Origin of the sequence: Rodentibacter sp. JRC1, assembly GCF_020521555.1 — a bacterium.
Lineage (GTDB): Bacteria > Pseudomonadota > Gammaproteobacteria > Enterobacterales > Pasteurellaceae > Rodentibacter > Rodentibacter abscessus.
On record NZ_BPWA01000001.1, the window covers coordinates 1,463,839 to 1,481,980 of the forward strand.

Annotated in this window: 15 protein-coding genes, 1 other RNA gene and 1 pseudogene; 7 read left to right on the top strand and 10 right to left on the bottom strand. The window is 41.7% G+C overall.

Translation table 11 applies throughout. From position 1 onward, the window contains the following. Positions 1-37 precede the first annotated feature (37 nt). The 9 genes and pseudogenes from HEMROJRC1_RS06785 to polA form a co-directional block, all read right to left on the bottom strand. Entirely contained in the window at positions 38-397 is a 360-nt protein-coding gene (locus tag HEMROJRC1_RS06785; protein WP_226692216.1) for a hypothetical protein, read from the bottom strand. A gap of 138 nt (positions 398-535) precedes the next feature. Further along, positions 536-634: pseudogene (locus HEMROJRC1_RS06790) on the bottom strand (Fic family protein); the annotation flags it as partial. Positions 635-724: 90 nt separating this feature from the next. After that, positions 725-1,135 (bottom strand): antitoxin VbhA family protein, encoded by a 411-nt coding sequence (locus HEMROJRC1_RS06795; RefSeq protein ID WP_226692217.1) that lies wholly within the window; start codon positions 1,133-1,135, stop codon positions 725-727. Beyond that, positions 1,136-1,816: an NYN domain-containing protein gene (locus tag HEMROJRC1_RS06800; RefSeq protein ID WP_226692218.1), complete on the bottom strand. Its 681-nt coding sequence runs from the start codon at positions 1,814-1,816 to the stop codon at positions 1,136-1,138. It abuts the gene before it with no gap. Positions 1,817-2,065: 249 nt separating this feature from the next. Then, on the bottom strand, positions 2,066-2,536 hold the full coding sequence (locus tag HEMROJRC1_RS06805; RefSeq protein ID WP_226692219.1) for a hypothetical protein: 471 nt from the start codon (positions 2,534-2,536) through the stop codon (positions 2,066-2,068). 87 nt (positions 2,537-2,623) lie between these two features. Next, positions 2,624-2,764 (bottom strand): hypothetical protein, encoded by a 141-nt coding sequence (locus HEMROJRC1_RS06810; protein WP_226692220.1) that lies wholly within the window; start codon positions 2,762-2,764, stop codon positions 2,624-2,626. Between the two features lie 142 nt (positions 2,765-2,906). Further along, positions 2,907-6,611: a methionine synthase gene (metH, locus tag HEMROJRC1_RS06815; protein WP_226692221.1), complete on the bottom strand. Its 3,705-nt coding sequence runs from the start codon at positions 6,609-6,611 to the stop codon at positions 2,907-2,909. 380 nt (positions 6,612-6,991) lie between these two features. Next, entirely contained in the window at positions 6,992-8,296 is a 1,305-nt protein-coding gene (locus HEMROJRC1_RS06820) for a serine dehydratase subunit alpha family protein (protein ID WP_226692222.1), read from the bottom strand. A 27-nt stretch (positions 8,297-8,323) separates the two neighbouring features. Further along, positions 8,324-11,116 (bottom strand): DNA polymerase I, encoded by a 2,793-nt coding sequence (polA, locus tag HEMROJRC1_RS06825; RefSeq protein ID WP_226692223.1) that lies wholly within the window; start codon positions 11,114-11,116, stop codon positions 8,324-8,326. A gap of 160 nt (positions 11,117-11,276) precedes the next feature. On the opposite strand from polA, the gene HEMROJRC1_RS06830 reads away from it, so the two are divergent. From HEMROJRC1_RS06830 to clpB, 4 genes are all read left to right on the top strand, one after another. Further along, the gene (locus HEMROJRC1_RS06830) at positions 11,277-11,573 is read left to right on the top strand and encodes a cell division protein ZapA (protein WP_226692224.1); all 297 of its coding nucleotides are present in this window, start codon (positions 11,277-11,279) and stop codon (positions 11,571-11,573) included. 78 nt (positions 11,574-11,651) lie between these two features. Next, a non-coding RNA gene (gene ssrS / locus HEMROJRC1_RS06835) (6S RNA) lies at positions 11,652-11,858 on the top strand. 13 nt (positions 11,859-11,871) lie between these two features. Continuing rightward, on the top strand, positions 11,872-12,435 hold the full coding sequence (locus HEMROJRC1_RS06840; protein WP_226692225.1) for a 5-formyltetrahydrofolate cyclo-ligase: 564 nt from the start codon (positions 11,872-11,874) through the stop codon (positions 12,433-12,435). A 135-nt stretch (positions 12,436-12,570) separates the two neighbouring features. Further along, complete coding sequence (gene clpB, locus HEMROJRC1_RS06845; protein WP_226692226.1) at positions 12,571-15,141, top strand: ATP-dependent chaperone ClpB; 2,571 nt, start codon at positions 12,571-12,573, stop codon at positions 15,139-15,141. A gap of 207 nt (positions 15,142-15,348) precedes the next feature. Here clpB and HEMROJRC1_RS06850 read toward each other — a convergent pair whose 3' ends face one another. Further along, complete coding sequence (locus HEMROJRC1_RS06850) at positions 15,349-16,107, bottom strand: glycosyltransferase family 2 protein (protein ID WP_226692227.1); 759 nt, start codon at positions 16,105-16,107, stop codon at positions 15,349-15,351. A 61-nt stretch (positions 16,108-16,168) separates the two neighbouring features. On the opposite strand from HEMROJRC1_RS06850, the gene waaA reads away from it, so the two are divergent. From waaA to HEMROJRC1_RS06865, 3 genes are read left to right on the top strand one after another with little or no spacing between them, the layout of a single operon-like run. Continuing rightward, on the top strand, positions 16,169-17,452 hold the full coding sequence (gene waaA / locus HEMROJRC1_RS06855) for a lipid IV(A) 3-deoxy-D-manno-octulosonic acid transferase (RefSeq protein WP_226692228.1): 1,284 nt from the start codon (positions 16,169-16,171) through the stop codon (positions 17,450-17,452). After that, complete coding sequence (coaD, locus tag HEMROJRC1_RS06860) at positions 17,449-17,919, top strand: pantetheine-phosphate adenylyltransferase (protein WP_226692229.1); 471 nt, start codon at positions 17,449-17,451, stop codon at positions 17,917-17,919. Before waaA ends, coaD begins: the two co-directional genes overlap by 4 nt. Beyond that, positions 17,916-18,125, top strand: coding sequence for a YceK/YidQ family lipoprotein (locus HEMROJRC1_RS06865; RefSeq protein ID WP_226692230.1), 210 nt, complete (start codon positions 17,916-17,918; stop codon positions 18,123-18,125). Before coaD ends, HEMROJRC1_RS06865 begins: the two co-directional genes overlap by 4 nt. The last annotated feature ends 17 nt before the right edge of the window (positions 18,126-18,142 follow it).

Below are 18,142 nucleotides of genomic sequence, written 5' to 3' on the forward strand. Positions count from 1 at the left end.
CTAAATAGACCCCATACATCAATCAGTATGGCATTTATTAATTGAATTGATATTTTCCTTTTCCTAATCCACTGATTTTTGAAATTATTGCACTTTCAAGCATTTTTTTGAGCAGTTCAGAAGCAGCAGAAGGAGAAATGTTAAGCCATTTAACCACATCACTACGGGAGAAAATCTTGTCTTGTATTGTTTGACGTAAGGTTTCAATATGCTGTTGTGTTTTATTTGAAAGTCTTGTTTTTTTAGGCGGAAAATAAACAATATCTTGTTTTGCTTGCCTAATGTCTTGTTTTTTGGCTTGAATGTCCTGTTTTAAAAATTGCTCGCTATGAATATGTAGCTGACGATTGCTTAACAGGTGATTTTCATTTAGCAATAAATTACGCAGAAATTTCACTAAATATTCTGTCGTTTCATAAATACCTTGGGTTAAATTATTATAATTTGCACGCACGAGAGTATTTCTAAAATACCAAGAATGTTTAGCAAAAATATTATTTTCAGCATTAAAACCGAGCGTTCTTAAATATTTAATAAAAAAGACCGCAGTTGTGCGTGTATCGCCTTCAGAAAAGGGATGAATTTGCCATAAACGTGCAATAAATATCGCTAGATGTTCAATAATTTCATCAATAGATAAACCTTTATAGCTAAATTTTTTCTCTGGGTGAGATCATATTCTAATCTTGCTTGTAGTTCAGATGCTGTATCATAAGTTATCGTATCACCATTTAATATCCATTTTTTTAGTGATATTATAATTTCGTATTTTTCCTGCGTGTGAATAGATATTTTTAAAAAGTGATTGGCGAATAGATAAATATTGATGAATATTAAATGAAAAAGCAGGTTCAGCTAATAGTTTAGCAGTGCGTACAGAAACTTTATCCGCTTCTTCTGTGCGAGAATTTTTATCGGAGCTTGGTTTTTCTTGATAATATTGACTAATCCATTGTTCTGCCGTTTCAATGGAAATTTCTCCCTCAATATTTTTCATTGCTGTTTCAATTAAATAGAGGGAAGGTTGCAAGTGATCAACCTCTTGTAACCCAATTGCTGTTTGCCACAAATAACCTTTCTCTTTTTTATTTGCCTCAATGTGGAGAAGGTATTCTTTAAATAGATCGGTTGTCATTTATTTTTCTTTTATTGAAAATGTAGTTTTATCTTTATGAGTATATAATTCATATCCTTTTAAACTTTTGCAAAATTTTGTAAAAGAATTATACCCATAAGAACGGTAATCAAATTCAGGATCTATTTTTCTTAGTGCTTCAGCAAAGCGAGATAATAAAGCTAAGTCATTCTCTACACTTTTTACCATATTAAACGCTTTTTGAATTAAACGATAATTATTAAATTGTGATGTTTCTTTTCCACTATTTGTTTTATCTTTTAAATTTTCTTCTCGAATAAATTGTTCACAAGCTTTTTTAAAGGCTTCTGGGGTATGCTCTTTTCCAATACCAATAATTCCTATTCCTTCTTCTCTTATACGATGAGCTAATCCTGTATAATCACTATCACTTGAAACAATACAAAAATGATCTACTATTTTAGAATGTAATAAATCCATTGCATTGATAATAAGCGAGGTATCCGTAGAGTTTTTACCTTTTGTATAAGCAAATTTTTGTATTGGTGTAATAGCGTGTGAATTAAGGACTTCTTTCCATTTTTTATTTCTCTCTGAAGTCCAATCTCCATAGATACGTTTAACTGTAACTCTGCCAAATCTACCTGCTTCATTTAAGATTTCAGATATCAATGAACTATCAGCATTATCAGCGTCAATTAATACCGCAACTTTTTCCATTGTTTTTCCTTATTGTTAAATTAAAGATAGCCTAAGCGGTTAGAATATCCAACGGCTTAGGCTTTTACCCACCCCTTTCCCTTTAATTTTATAAGCATTTTTCGGTTACTTGATTTTTTTTCACCTAACTTTTTTACAAGTAATGATTATAAATCCATAAATTTCAACTTATATCGCATTGTGTATGCAAACTGGCATTACACAAGGCTATCTATAAAAATAGAAAATAAGTCTATCAGGCTTTTAAGCCTATTTTTGAGCGTTAGGGTGCTCAGGACCACTTGGGTTTTCATTTGGAATATTAATAATATTATCTATTAAAATTCCATTATTTATTAAAGCTTGTCTAACAAGGAATGGTAAAGCAAATCTATTTATAAAAGAAATATCTCTTATATATCCCTCATCTGAAATACAATCAACCCAATTTAGCAATGTTTGTTTAGTTAATACTTTAATATCTACAACTAACCAAGATGCGTCATCAATTGAATGTAAATGTATATGGTATATACCATCTTTTTTAGTTCGTATTCTATTAAAAATAATTAAAATAAGATTATTATTTTCTAATTTATGAATAACAATTTTTAGATTAGGCTTAGTCCATTTAATTTTACAGTTTGGCTGATAATCAGTAAATGCTAGAGAAAAGATTATTTGACCTTCAACTTTATAAAACTTTTTCTCTTGTGTTTCATTATCTAGCCCATAGTACATTTTATAGCTTTTTCTTTTTAACGTATTGCCATAAATTTCAATTAATGCTTTAAGTTGCTCTTCTGTACCTTGTTTTGTACCAGATTTCTATTCACTGACTACTGATTGCTGTGTGCGACATTTGTCTGCAATTTGTTTTTGTGTCCATCCATCATTTAATGCTAAAAGCACAAGTTCTTTAGTCTGTTTAAATCGTTTTTTCTTTGGTTTAGATGTATTAGTTTCCATTTCATATACCAACTACGAATTAAGTTACACATAGTTTAACGGATAGTTTTCAGATTACAATTGATATATTTTTGATAAAAGAATGATATTCAGTGATAATTGAGTGAGCTGATACAACCAGCTCTTGTATTAAAATCTCAATCTACTTCATAGCCACACTCAACCATTTCAACATAGTCTTTTCATCCCACCCTTTTCTTTTCGCATAATCCTTCGCTTGATCTTCATCAATCCGTCCTAGGGTAAAATACTCACTTGCTGGGTGGGTGAAGTACCAGCCACATACACTCGCAGCTGGCCACATCGCAAAACTTTCGGTGAGTTTCATACCAACTCGTTGTTCGACTTCAAGGAGATCCCAAATAATCGCTTTTTCCGTGTGTTCGGGGCAGCTTGGGTAGCCGGGGGCGGGGCGGATGCCGATGTAGTCTTCTTTGATCAAGCGGTCGTTTTCTAAGGTTTCTTTGCTATATCCCCACACTTTAGTGCGCAGTTCAAAATGCAGGTATTCCGCCATTGCTTCGGCGAGGCGGTCGCCTACGGCTTGCAGTAATATGGCGTTGTAGTCGTCCCCTTTAGCTTTAAAGCCTTCGACTAAGTCGTGTTCTTCAATACCGGCACAGACGGCAAACATTCCGAGCCAATCTTTTTGACCGCTTGCACGGTCAGCGATAAAGTCACTCAAACAGAAATTGTACGGGCTTTTGCTGTTTTTGCCTCGTTCCGTTTGTTGGCGGAGGTGATAGCTTTTGCCTGCCACTAAAGTGCGGTCAGAATCTCGGTAGATTTCAATATCATCACCCACACGGTAGGCAGGAAAAATTCCCATTACGCCACTTGGGTTAAGCGTGCCATTTTTCTCCAGTTCATCGAGCATTATTTGAGCGTCATTCCACACTTTGCGGGCTTCCTCACCGCCTTCTGGGTAATCGAAAGCGTCAGGGTAGCCACCCATTAAGCCCCACACTCGGAAGAATGGCGACCAGTCGATAAATTGGCGGAGTAGGGAAATCGGCACGTTTTTATATTCCACAATGCCTGTTTGGTTTGGTTGCGGCACTTGGTAATCCGCCCACTCACCGCTAAAGCCGTCAAAACGGTTTGCCCGAGCTTCTTCAAGGGGAAGCTGCTTGCGTAGCGGTTTGCGGTTGGCGAAGGATTTTTGAATTTGCTCGTACTCTTTTTTCATTCGCTCCCACAATTCCGCCTTGCTTTCAGGGTTCATCAGGGCGGCACAGACGGTTACGGCACGAGAGGCATTGGTGGTGTAAATCACTTCATAATCATATTTCGGATAAAGTTTAATCGCTGTGTGTTCTTTGGAGGTGGTCGCTCCGCCAATGAGTACGGGGATATTGAGTTTCAAGCGATTCATTTCCCCTAAAAAATACTCCATTTCGTCCAAACTTGGGGTAATCAAACCGCTCAAGCCGATAATATCCGCTTTTTCTTGAATGGCGGTGTCGATAATTTTATCCGCTGGTACCATCACGCCAAGGTCGATCACCTCAAAGTTATTACATTGCAAGACCACGCTGACGATATTTTTGCCGATGTCGTGTACATCGCCTTTGACGGTCGCAATCACCACCTTGCCGTTGTTTGAGCCTTTTTGCTTGGTAGCGTTGATAAAGGGTTCAAGGTAAGCGACTGATTGCTTCATCACTCGAGCGGATTTCACCACCTGCGGTAGGAACATTTTACCCTCGCCAAACAGGTCGCCGACTACGTCCATTCCCGCCATTAACGGACCTTCGATCACTTCTAACGGCGAGGCAAACTGCTGACGAGCTTCTTCCGTATCTTCCACAATATGCGTGGTAATGCCTTTCACGAGGGCGTGTTTGAGACGTTCTTCCACTCTCCACGTTCGCCATTCGGCAAGGCTGTTATCACTGGTGGAAGCGGTCGAATTTCGGTATTTTTCAGCAATATCGATCAACCGTTCGGTCGCTTCTGCGTTGCGATTGAGCACCGCATCTTCCACAATTTCTCGCAATTCAGGATCGAGATCGTCATAAATCGCCAACTGCCCTGCATTGACGATCCCCATATCCATTCCTGCCTTAATGGCGTGGTAGAGGAACACGGCGTGAATGGCTTCTCGCATCACATTATTGCCACGGAAAGAGAAGGACACATTGGACACGCCCCCCGAAATTTTGGTGTAAGGGAGGGTTTGCTTAATGCGTTGGCAAGCGTTGATGAAATCCACGCCGTAGTTATTATGTTCTTCAATCCCTGTGCCGATGGCGAAAATATTGGGGTCAAAAATAATGTCTTCGGGTGGGAAATCGAGCTGATCCACTAAAATTCGGTAAGCTCGGGTACAGATTTCGACTTTACGTTCTTCCGTATCCGCTTGCCCCACTTCATCAAATGCCATCACGACCACCGCCGCCCCATAACGGCGAATTAGCTTGGCCTGCTGAATAAATTTTTCCTCACCCTCTTTAAGAGAAATGGAGTTCACAATCCCCTTGCCTTGAATGGATTGTAGCCCAGCTTCAATCACTTCCCATTTACTTGAGTCGATCATCACCGGCACTTTTGCTGCATCGGGTTCGGTTGCCATAATATTAAGGAAACGGGTCATACATTTTTGTGAATCGAGCAATGCCTCATCCATATTCACATCAATCACTTGAGCCCCGTTTTCTACTTGCTCAATGGCAATCTCAATCGCTTCGGCAAATCGGTCTTCTTTGATCAATTTTTTGAATTTTGCCGAACCTGTAACGTTGTTGCGTTCGCCCACATTCACAAACAGGCTTTCGTCATCAATGGTCAGCGGTTCAAGCCCCGACAGTCGCATTGCTGTTTTAATTTCAGGCAAGGGGCGAGGCTTCACGCCTTGCATTGCATCGGCAAAGGCTTTGATATGCTCTGGCGTTGTGCCACAGCAGCCACCGACAATATTTAAAAAGCCACTTTCCGCCCATTCTTTAATATGGGCTGCCATATCAACCGCACTTAAATCGTAACCCCCAAAGGCATTCGGCAAGCCTGCATTGGGGTGAGCGGACACATAACATTCGCTGATTTTAGCCAGTTGCTCCATATATTGGCGGAGTTCTTTCGGCCCTAAGGCACAGTTCAACCCAAAGCTAATCGGCTTGGCGTGGCGGAGGGAATTGTAAAAGGCTTCGGTTGTCTGCCCCGAAAGGGTTCTCCCTGAAGCATCGGTGATCGTGCCAGAGATCATAATCGGCAATTTCACCCCTAATTCTTCAAACACTTCATCAATGGCAAATACCGCAGCTTTTGCGTTGAGGGTATCAAAAATGGTTTCCACCAAAATAATATCCGCTCCCCCTGTAATCAAGCCACGGGTGGCTTCACCATAGGCTTCGACTAATTGCATAAAGGTAATATTGCGGAAACTTGGGTCATTCACGTCGGGGGAAATGGAGGCGGTGCGGTTAGTTGGCCCTAGCACGCCAGCGACAAATCTTGGTTTTTCAGGGGTGGAATATTTATCGCATAGATCACGGGCAAGTTTTGCTCCTGCAAAATTCAGCTCATAAGCGACCGCTTGCAAATCATAATCTGCTTGGGCAATGGTGGTGGCACTGAAGGTGTTGGTTTCAATAATATCCGCCCCTGCCTGTAAATATTGCTCGTGAATTTCACCAATCACATCAGGACGAGTGAGGGTGAGCAGATCATTATTGCCACGCAAATCAATCGGACTATCGGCAAATCGGCTCCCCCGAAAGTCTGCTTCAGTCAGTTTATATTTTTGAATCATCGTCCCCATCGCCCCGTCTAAAATTAAGATGCGTTGGGCGAGAGCGGCTTCTAATAGGATGGTGCGTTCTGGCGTAGTCATTGCGATTTGAGACATAAAAGTTCCTGCTAATTAAACATTCGAAAATAAGTGAAAGTTTACTCTGCTTGAAGGGATTGAGCAATGAGAGTAAGGAGAAAGAAGGGAAAAGAGGAGTTAAAATTTCTCATATTTTGCAGTTATTATGTAACATTTGCACAAAGCAAAGTAGGGTGCGTTAGCCAAAGGCGTAACGCACCATTAAACCCAAATTGGGTGCGTTACGGCAAGCCTAACGCACCCTACCCCTTGTGCCCATCATTAAAAACTCCCTTTTTAAATCGGTGGGCAAAAATGCGCCCCCTACGGGATCAATGGTATCTACGATGTGTTGTGTTACTGCTGCACAATACCGAAAAATTTCGTGTTTTTTGACCGCACTTTTTAAAGATGATGATTTACGGGCAGGGTTTACTTACCATAATTTCAATTACTTGACGATCGATATGTTGCATACTTTTGGAAGCGATTGCGCATAGATTATCAATGCTACGATCGAGATCGTGTTCAACAATGCCTTCGTTACCTGTTACACAGGTTTCGTCCATTGCCATTAGGACGGATTTATAACCTGAAGCGACACTGGTGGAAACTTTCATTGCGCAACTATTTGCCGCGCCATCACAGATGATGCCGCTAATGTCACCGATCATACTGCAAATACCCATACTGGCGGTTTTAAATTTACCCGTGAGCAAATAAGAAATGCCTGCACAACTTCCCATTGAGGCGGTGGTGACGGCACAAAGTGCGGATAATTTGGGTAATTTACTGTGAATATAAATCGCCATTAAATGGGATAAAAATAAAGCACGAAGGCGTTTTTCTTCATCGACTTTTAAATAATCCGATACCACCACAACCGGCATTGTTGCGGCAATTCCTTGATTTCCGGATCCGGAATTACTCATCGCGGGCAATGTTGCGCCTCCCATTCTGGCATCTGATGCTGCGGTAGTTTCGATCATAATTTTGCTGAGTAAATCGTCAGAGATTAAGCCGCTGCCGACTTGTTTGCGCAAGGTTCTGCCGATGTGTAAACCATAATTTTCGCGTAAACCTTCGTTAGAAAGGGCACGATTAAGTTCGGCTGCTTGTCTGATAAAGCGAATTTTCTCTAACGCCACTTGGCAGGAAAAATCAAAAATTTCGCGTGCAGTAACCTGTTTGAAAATATCGTAAGGATCGCAATCGGTGCATTCATTTACCGTTTTTTCAAATAACACTTCACCATTTTTTTCAATCAAAATGATATTAGTGTGCTGATCTTGAATGGCGACTTTTACCCAATCATTACCGGCAAATAATACCGCTTCGGAATACAAAATATGCTCGGTCGGATAAATATCCACAGAAATGCATTTTTGCTCCAGCATTGCTTTGGCATTTGAGACTTGTTCCGCAGTGATATGTTTTAATACTTGTAAACCGCCATCGGGATCGCCACCTAATGCCCCAATCGCCGCAGCAATCGGCAAGCCGACCATACCCGTTCCCGGTACGGCGACGCCTAAACCGTTTTTCATTAAATTGGGTGAAACTTTCGCTTCAATTTTGGTCGGTGTTTTACCCAAATATTTCGCTGCCGTAGCAGAAGCCAATGCAAGGGAGATAGGTTCGGTACAACCTAATGCCGGCACAACATCACGCTCGACAATGTGAAGTAACGGTTCTTCGATTTCTTTTAGTCTTTCTTGGTTCATTATCATCTTTTTTCGTTTGTTAACCGATTAATGGGCTTCATCCCAATTTTTGCCCACGCCCACTTCTACAATTAATGGAACGACAAGATTGGCGGCAGTTTCCATATATTGCTTAATTAGCGGACGGAAAAACTCGACTTTTTCCGACCGCACTTCAAATACTAATTCATCATGTACCTGCATAATCATTTCAATATCGGGATCATTGCGTACAAATTCGTCTAATTTAATCATCGCCCGTTTGATAATATCCGCAGCGGTTCCCTGCATTGGCGCATTAATTGCCACACGTTCCGCGCCTTTACGGCGCATACTGTTATTGGAATTAATCTCCGGTAAGTACAAACGGCGACCGAATAAGGTTTCCACATATCCCTGTGCTTTGGCTTTTTCGCGGATGTCATTCATAAAGTGTTGCACGCCCGGGTAGCGTTGGAAATATAAATCCATATATTTTTGTGCATCCGAACGTGGAATTCCAAGCTGGCGAGAAAGTCCGAATGCGGACATACCGTAAATCAAACCGAAGTTAATAGCTTTTGCGTTACGGCGTTGTTCACTCGTTACTTCATCTTGAGGTATTCCGAAGATTTCTGCGGCAGTCGCTCGGTGAATATCTTTGCCTTGGGCAAAGGCTTGAATGAGACCTTGGTCGTTCGACAAATGCGCCATAATGCGTAATTCGATTTGGGAGTAATCTGCCGCCATAACGGAATATCCCTCACGGGCAATAAAGGCTTGGCGAATGCGGCGACCTTCCTCATTACGAATCGGAATGTTCTGCAAGTTCGGATCACTGGAAGACAAACGTCCTGTTGCGGTTACCGCCTGATGATACGAAGTATGCACACGCCCGGTTTGTGCATTTACCATTTGCGGAAGTTTATCGGTGTAGGTGGATTTTAACTTGCTCAAGCCTCGATGCTCTACCAGCATTTTTGGTAATTCATGGCTGTAAGCGAGTTCTTCTAATACTTCTTCATTGGTTGAGGGCGCACCTTTAGGGGTTTTTTGCAGTATCGGTAAGCCGAGAGTATCAAATAGAATTTCTTGTAACTGTTTGGGGGAAGCAAGATTAAATTTTTGTCCCGCCAGTTCGTAGGCTTGTTCTTCAAGTGCGGTCAATCTGGCGGCAATTTCTTTAGATTGCATAAAGAGTGCATCACTGTCAATCAACACGCCGGTGCGTTCCATACGGGAAAGCACGCTTAATAATGGTAATTCCATTTCTTCAAAGAGAGTTACAAGGCTTGGTTCTTCTTGTAATTTTGTCCATAAAGCCTGTTGTAATTTCATTGTGACATCCGCATCTTCAGCTGCATATTCGGCGGATTGTTCTAATGGAATTTGATTGAACGTAAGCTGATTTTTACCTTTGCCGGCGATGTCTTCAAACCGAATAGTTTGATGCCCTAAATAGCGTTTGGCAAGATCATCCATATTGTGGCGACCTGTGCTATTTAGCACGTAAGATTCAAGCATCGTATCAAATGCTACACCTTGTACTTCAATACCGTTACGCGCCAAAATAGTGAGATCGTATTTGATATTTTGCCCCACTTTTTTGATGTCGGTATTTTCCAAAATCGGTTTTAAGGCTGAAAGTGCGGTTGTTTTTTCTAACGTTTTCGGTGCGCCGAGATAATCTAATTGTAGCGGTAAATAAGCGGCTTCGCCATTTTCTAAGGCAAAAGAAAGCCCGACTAAGTTTGCCGACATATAATCCAGACTATCGGTTTCCGTATCCAAAGCAATAAGGTTGGCTTGTGAAAGTTTTTCAACCCAGCGGTGAAGATCCGCTTCGGTGAGTAAGGTTTCGTATCGGCTGCGATCAATTTGAATTTCAGGTAAATTTTCAACCGCACTTGTCGTTGCCGAGGTAGCTTGATAGGCATTAATTTTTACCGGTTGCTCCGAGCTTTTCGTGATAGAATCTTTCCCGTTCATCACTTCGTTTAACCAACGCTTAAATTCATAGCGGGCGAAATATTCGGTGAGTTGATCATTTTGGCTTTCACCGAGCAACAATTCTTCCGGTGTAATATCGAGTTCCACATCGGTTTTAATGGTGGCAAGGGTGTAAGACAAGTCCGCCATCGTTTTTTGGGCAAATAATTTTTCGCCTAATTTTTTCGCTCCGCGGATGGGTAAATCCGCCACTTTTTCAAGATTGGCATAAATTTCCGCCATATTGCCGATACCCTGTAAAAGTCCCAATGCGGTTTTTTCACCTACGCCTGCAACCCCCGGAATGTTATCAACGCTATCGCCCATCAGCGCAAGGTAATCAATAATGAGTTCCGGTGGAATGCCGTATTTTTCGATTACGGCTTCACGATCAAGTAAGCTGTTATTCATCGTGTTGATAAGCATAATGTTATCATCGACTAACTGAGCCATATCTTTATCACCGGTGCTAATCAGCACTTTTTTGCCGACTTGTGAGGCTTGCACGGCAAGCGTGCCGATAACATCGTCCGCTTCCACGCCTTCTACGACTAAAAGCGGAATGCCGAGTGCGCGGATAATATCGTGTAAAGGTTGTATTTGTTTACGCAGATCATCGGGCATCGGTGGACGGTGAGATTTATATTGTTCAAATATTTCATCACGAAACGTTTTCCCTTTGGCATCAAATACGACGGCAATATGGCTGGGTTGTACCTGTGAGATCAGGCTTTTGAGCATATTTAACACACCGTACATCGCACCGGTAGGTTCTCCCACCGAATTGGTTAACGGAGGAAATGCGTGAAATGCGCGGTATAAATAAGAAGAGCCATCCACTAATACCAGCGGGTTTGCTGCGATTTGTGCCATATAAATCCCGTTTGAAAGTCAGAAAATGCAAGTATTATAACGTAAATTCGGATGGGGTGCGAATGGATAAAAGCTCGCCGATTGTTTGTAAAGTATATGACGAAAAACGCTGGCTATGGCATAATGCCACCCATTCAAAATGGAAGTAAAGGGAAGTACAATGTCATTAAAATCGGTTGAAATTGTCGTGTTAGGGCAAGTATTACGTTTAAATGTGCCTCATGAGCAAGAGGAAGCTTTGCGTCAAGCCGCATACAATTTAGACGCCTTGGTTTCCGAAATGAAGGAAAAAACAGGATTGATTCAACTTGATCGCGTGCTTTCTATTGTGGCATTGAATTTAAGTTTTGAATTGACCCAAGAAAAAAATAAAAATGCACAGATTGAAGATGTGTTGAAAACGCGAATTCAGCAGTTGGATCATTCATTGGAGAGTGTTCGTTCAACAAGAGAATAATTTGTGCGCAAGATCACAAATTTTAGAAATTACTACTGGTAAAAAAACAGCGTTTCGGCTAGTATAAAGCCCATAAAAGATTTCCTGGAGTGCTCGTCAGTGGGCTATGTCCCTGAGCCGATACTTAAAATCTTATAAATCGGTTTCCCGTCATTGGTGTGTAGGCTTTGCCTTTATTTTTCTCCTGAAAAATAAAGGAATTAAGAAACCTGAAGATGACCTTATCGATTTCCTTGAACCGTCGGGTTCAAGGACTACCGCCCGCAACGGCACTCTGGGTCCTTCCCCTTTCATTTCTATGAGTATTCAACAACGTAGTCAAATTCGTCGTCAAGTTCGTAAAACTCGTGCAAATTTAACCGCACTTCAGCAGCAACGGGCGGAACAAACCGTTACACTTCAAGCTCTTGATTTAATTCAACAGCGTCAAGCACAGAACATCGCCCTATATCTTTCTTTTGATGGTGAAATTTCCACCCACGCCTTAATAAAAAAACTTTGGGAACAAAATAAGAGTGTGTTCTTGCCGGTATTACACCCTTTTGCCGAACATCATTTATTATTTTTACGTTATTTACCGGATACGCCTTTGGTGCAAAATCAATTTGGGATTTGGGAACCGAAACTCAATGTACAAAATGTGTTGCCGTTAAATGAGTTAGATATTTTATTCACCCCCTTGGTGGCTTTTGATAAACATGGCAATCGTCTTGGAATGGGCGGTGGCTTTTATGATCGTACGTTGCAACATTGGCAAAAAAAATCTTTTATTCCCGTGGGATTGGCGCATAGCTGTCAGCAATTTGAATCCTTACCTGTTGAATCTTGGGATGTGCCGCTTTTTGCTATTTTGGTTGGGTAAAATCTATCATCTTAATCAAATTGATAGGTAAAACTAAAAAATATTTCGCGTTTTCTCTTGAAATCCCCTCAAATGCTCTTACTTATTTTGTGTGAAAGGCGAAAGCCATTATGAGTCTCAAAATAAGGAAAAGGTATGAATATTGAAAAATTTACCACAAAATTTCAACAAGCCTTGAGTGAAGCCCAGTCTCTCGCGCTCGGCAAAGATAATCAGTTTATTGAACCGGTGCATTTATTGACCGCACTTTTAAATCAACAAGACGGCTCTATTGCGCCGATTTTAACGGCAAGTGGTGTAAATGTCGCCTTATTGCGCAATGAATTAAGCAACGAGCTTAATAAGTTACCGCAAGTTTCTGGCAATGGAGGCGATGTACAACTTTCTCGTCAATTACTTAATTTATTAAATTTATGCGATAAGCTCGCACAACAAAACCAAGATAAATTTATTTCAAGTGAATTATTTCTGCTTGCCGCATTAGAGGAGCGTGGTTCGTTAAAGGATATTTTAACGAAGTGCGGTGCGAAAAAAGAGCAAATTTCACAGGCGATTCAACATATTCGTGGAGGACAAAAAGTGAACGATCAAAATGCAGAAGAAAGCAGACAAGCTCTTGAGAAATATACGATTGATTTAACCGCACGTGCAGAAAGCGGAAAACTTGATCCGGTAATCGGGCGTGACGAAGAAATCCGCCGTGCGATTCAGGTTTTACAACGCCGTACAAAAAATAACCCTGTCTTAATCGGCGAGCCGGGCGTGGGAAAAACCGCCATCGTGGAAGGATTGGCGCAACGCATTGTCAATGGTGAAGTACCGGAAGGATTGAAAAATAAACGAGTTCTTTCCTTGGATATGGGCGCATTGATTGCGGGAGCAAAATATCGCGGTGAATTTGAAGAGCGTTTGAAAGCCGTGTTGAACGAGCTTGCAAAAGAAGAAGGGCGTGTGATTTTATTTATTGATGAAATTCACACAATGGTCGGAGCCGGCAAAACCGATGGCGCAATGGATGCCGGTAACCTATTAAAACCGAGTTTAGCGCGCGGCGAATTACATTGTGTGGGTGCAACAACCCTTGATGAATACCGTCAATATATTGAAAAAGATGCGGCACTTGAACGCCGTTTCCAAAAAGTGTTTGTAGATGAACCAAGCGTAGAAGATACCATTGCGATTTTGCGCGGTTTGAAAGAACGTTATGAAATCCACCATCACGTAGATATTACCGATCCGGCAATTGTGGCGGCGGCAACGCTCTCTCATCGTTATATCTCGGATCGTCAGTTACCGGATAAAGCGATTGATTTGATTGATGAAGCCGCTTCCAGTATTCGGATGGAAATTGATTCCAAACCGGAACCGCTCGATCGTCTGGAACGCCGTATTATTCAATTAAAATTGGAGCAACAGGCACTCAAAAAAGAAGAAGACGAGGCAAGCCGTAAACGTTTGGAAATGTTAGAAAAAGAACTTTCTGATAAAGAACGTGAGTACGCAGAATTAGAAGAAGTATGGAAATCCGAAAAAGCCGCACTTTCCGGTTCACAACACATTAAACAAGAGTTAGATGCAGCGAAAACCGAAATGGAACAAGCACGCCGTGCCGGTGATTTAAGCAAAATGTCCGAATTACAATACGGTCGAATTCCGGAGTTGGAAAAACAACTTGCCCAAGCCGAAACCGGCGAAGGGAAAGAAATGACTTTGTTACGCTACCGTGTGACCGATGAAGAGATTGCCGAAGTGCTTTCTAAAGCGACCGGTATTCCGGTCTCTAAAATGATGGAAGGTGAGAAAGAAAAACTCTTACGTATGGAAGAAGAATTGCATAAACGGGTCATCGGTCAAAATGAAGCTGTAGATGCGGTGGCGAATGCGATTCGCCGTAGCCGTGCGGGGCTTTCTGATCCGAATCGTCCGATTGGTTCTTTCTTATTCTTAGGACCAACCGGCGTGGGTAAAACGGAATTATGCAAAACCTTGGCGAAATTCTTATTCGACAGTGAAGATGCGATGGTTCGTATTGATATGTCGGAGTTTATGGAAAAACACAGCGTTTCCCGCCTTGTCGGTGCGCCTCCGGGGTATGTGGGTTATGAAGAAGGCGGTTATTTAACCGAAGCGGTTCGCCGCCGTCCGTATTCCGTCATTTTGCTTGATGAAGTAGAAAAAGCACATGCCGATGTGTTCAATATTCTGTTACAAGTATTGGATGACGGTCGTTTGACGGATGGTCAAGGAAGAACCGTAGATTTCCGCAATACCGTTGTAATTATGACGTCTAACTTGGGCTCACATTTAATTCAAGAGCATCAAGGCGGAAGTTATGATGAAATGAAAGACATGGTGATGTCGGTGGTGAGCGGACACTTCCGTCCGGAATTTATCAATCGTATTGATGAAACCGTGGTGTTCCACCCGCTTGCGAAAGAAAACATTCGAGCGATTGCAGGCATTCAGTTGGAACGTTTGGCAAAACGTATGGAAACGCGTGGTTATGAAATTGTGTTCAGCGAAGCCTTGATTAATTTTATTGGCGAAGTGGGATACGACCCGATTTACGGTGCTCGTCCGTTAAAACGTGCCATTCAACAAGAAATCGAAAACCCGTTGGCACAACAAATTCTTTCAGGGAAATTACTCCCAAGCCGCATTGTGACGGTGGATTATGCTGATGGAAAAGTTGTGGCAAGACAATAGGTTTTCTTAATACGAAAGTGCGGTCAATTTCGACCGCACTTTTTTGTTAATACGGCATTATACATCACTTGCACAAAACAGAGTAGGGTGTGTTAGCCAAAGGCGTAACGCACCGTTCAATCCGAGTTTGGTGCGTTACGGCAAGCCTAACGCCCCCTACATTTGAATTAAAAACAGCCTTTTGTGCAAGTGATGTATAATACCGTGTTAATGTTGATCCCGTTCCCACAAATCTGCATATTTTACGAATGTGGAATGGGCGGAAAGCACGGCAAGTAAAAAGCCTTGTTTGCCATCTAAAAAACCCGCTTTAAGAATATACATTTTTACAAAACAGCTAATAGCGTGGGTGATTCCCTGAAGTAGATTGGCTTTTTTACCTTTTGCTTGGCGTTGATCCGCCCAGGCTTTCGCATAACCTGCCGATTTCACCAAATAATGGTGAATGCTTTTATAAGTGAAATGTTCTAAATCGCCTTTTAATCGCTCGACTTTCGTACCGTTCGGATAACAAACTTTTTCATGAACTAAGGCATCATTATAGCCGGCATAATCCGTGCGATATAAACGCACGACATAATCGGGATACCAACCGGAGTGGCGAATTTCCCGCCCGAATACTTCGCTAACGCGTGGTAGTTCATATACGGTATTTTCGGTATTTTTTTGTACGGCTTGCTGAATGGATTCTCGCAATTCTGGAGTGATTCGTTCATCGGCATCAAGCCAAAGTACATAATCACTTGTTACGTATTGTTGGGCAAGTTGGCGTTGTTTACCAAAGCCCTGCCAATCTGTATTTTCGTAAAATTTTGCACCATAGTTTAAGGTGATTTCTTTCGTGTTATCTGTGCTACCGGAGTCTAAAATCACGATTTCATCCACCCAACCTTTTACGGTATCAAGGCATTTTGATAAATCCTTTCCTTCATTTTTTACAATCATCGCAACGCTAATTGTTGGCATCTTTTTATCCCTTTTTTGATATACTAACCGGAATTTTTCAGAGTATAACCGAATTTTATTTATGTGGCGTTTTTTTTATACCGGCGTAATGTACCTAATCCAGCCATTTGTGCTGTTTTTTATGTGGATGCGTGGATTTAAAGCCCCGAATTACCGTAAAAGATTGTGTGAGCGTTATGGCTACTACGAGAATTTGTCTCGCCCTTCAGCTTGTGGGATTGTGATTCACGCCGCTTCAGTGGGCGAGGTGATCGCCGCCACACCGTTAGTACGCCGTATTCAACAACATTATCCTAATTTATCGATAACCTTCACTACAGTAACACCAACCGGCTCGGATCGTGTGAAAGCCGCTTTCGGTGATAGCGTGACCCATTGTTATTTACCTTACGATCTCCCTGATGCGATTAATCGTTTTATTGATTTTATTCAGCCCAAACTTTGCATTGTGATTGAAACGGAACTTTGGCCGAATTTGATTCATCAACTTCATCGCCGTAATGTGCCGTTTATCGTAGCAAATGCGCGTTTGTCGGCTCGTTCGTCAAAACGATATGGAAAAGTACGATCTGGTTTACAGACAATGTGGTCGCAAATCAGTTTGATTGCGCCACAAGACCAAATTAGTGGAAAACGTTTTTTAGCACTGGGTTATCCTGAAGCGAATCTTAAACTTACCGGTAATATTAAATATGATTTGACCGTCAATTCTGTACTGCTTAATCAAATTCTGTTTTTGCGTGAACAATGGGTTCAACAACGTCAAATCTGGATCGCCGCCAGCACGCACGAAGGTGAAGAAGGAATTATTTTGCAGGCGCATCGGCAGCTTTTAAAAAAATATCCCGATTTGCTTTTATTGCTCGTGCCACGCCATCCGGAGCGTTTTAATTCCGTTGCCGATTTAATTGAAAAAGAAAAATTCCAATTTATCCGCCGTTCTTCCGGTGAATCGCCAAATTCCGGTACGCAAGTGATTTTGGGGGATACTATGGGAGAGATGATGTTGCTATATGGGATTTCCGATATTGCTTTTGTGGGAGGAAGTCTTGTAAAACAAGGCGGGCATAATCCGCTTGAGCCCTTAGCCTTTAAAATCCCTGTGATCACCGGCAAGCACACCTTTAATTTTCCCGAGGTGTTTAGAATGTTACTAGAAGTGCAGGGTGTGCTTGAAGTTAATTCCACAGCAAATGCTTTGGAACGCGCGGTCGAAGCCTTGCTTAATTCACCGGAAGCGCGTAAACGTCTCGGTAATGCCGGTTATGAAGTCTTAATTGAAAATCGTGGGGCGTTGCAACGTTTGTTAGATTTATTAAAACCTTATTTGGAGCGTAATGTATGACAACAGTGATCTACCCCGGCACATTTGATCCTATAACTAACGGACATTTAGACATTATCAAACGAAGTGCGGTCATTTTTCCAAGCGTTTTGGTTGCCGTGGCAAATAGCCCAAGTAAGAGCCCATTATTTTCTTTAGAAGAACGTGTAGAGCTTGTACGTCAATCCGTTTATTCGTTGCCTAATGTGGAAGTATTCGGTTTTTCTGATTTATTGGCAAAAGTGATTACGGAACGTCAGGTTTCCGCCATTATTCGTGGTGTACGGACGACAACTGATTTTGAATATGAACTTCAATTGGCCGCACTCAATCGTTTATTAACAAATGGTGTAGAAAGCTTATTTTTTCCTCCAAGTGAAAAGTGGGCGTTTGTTTCATCCACGATTGTGCGTGAAATCTATTTGCATGGCGGTGATGTCTCAGAGCTTGTGCCCGCCCCCGTATTTCAGGCACTGCAAGCGAAATGAAAAAGTTAATTTTTCTGACCGCACTTTTTACCTTATCCGGCTGTGGTACGGTAGTGAAGTTGATTACTCCTTCAGAAAAATACTCCGCTTATGCCGGTGTGGCTTACGATTTAGAAATGGCGCAACAATGGGGCTTTCCGATTTTGGATTTGCCGTTATCTTTTTTGTTAGATACGGTTTTATTGCCCTATGTGTGGGCACAGTAATGTGTTATTTCGATAGC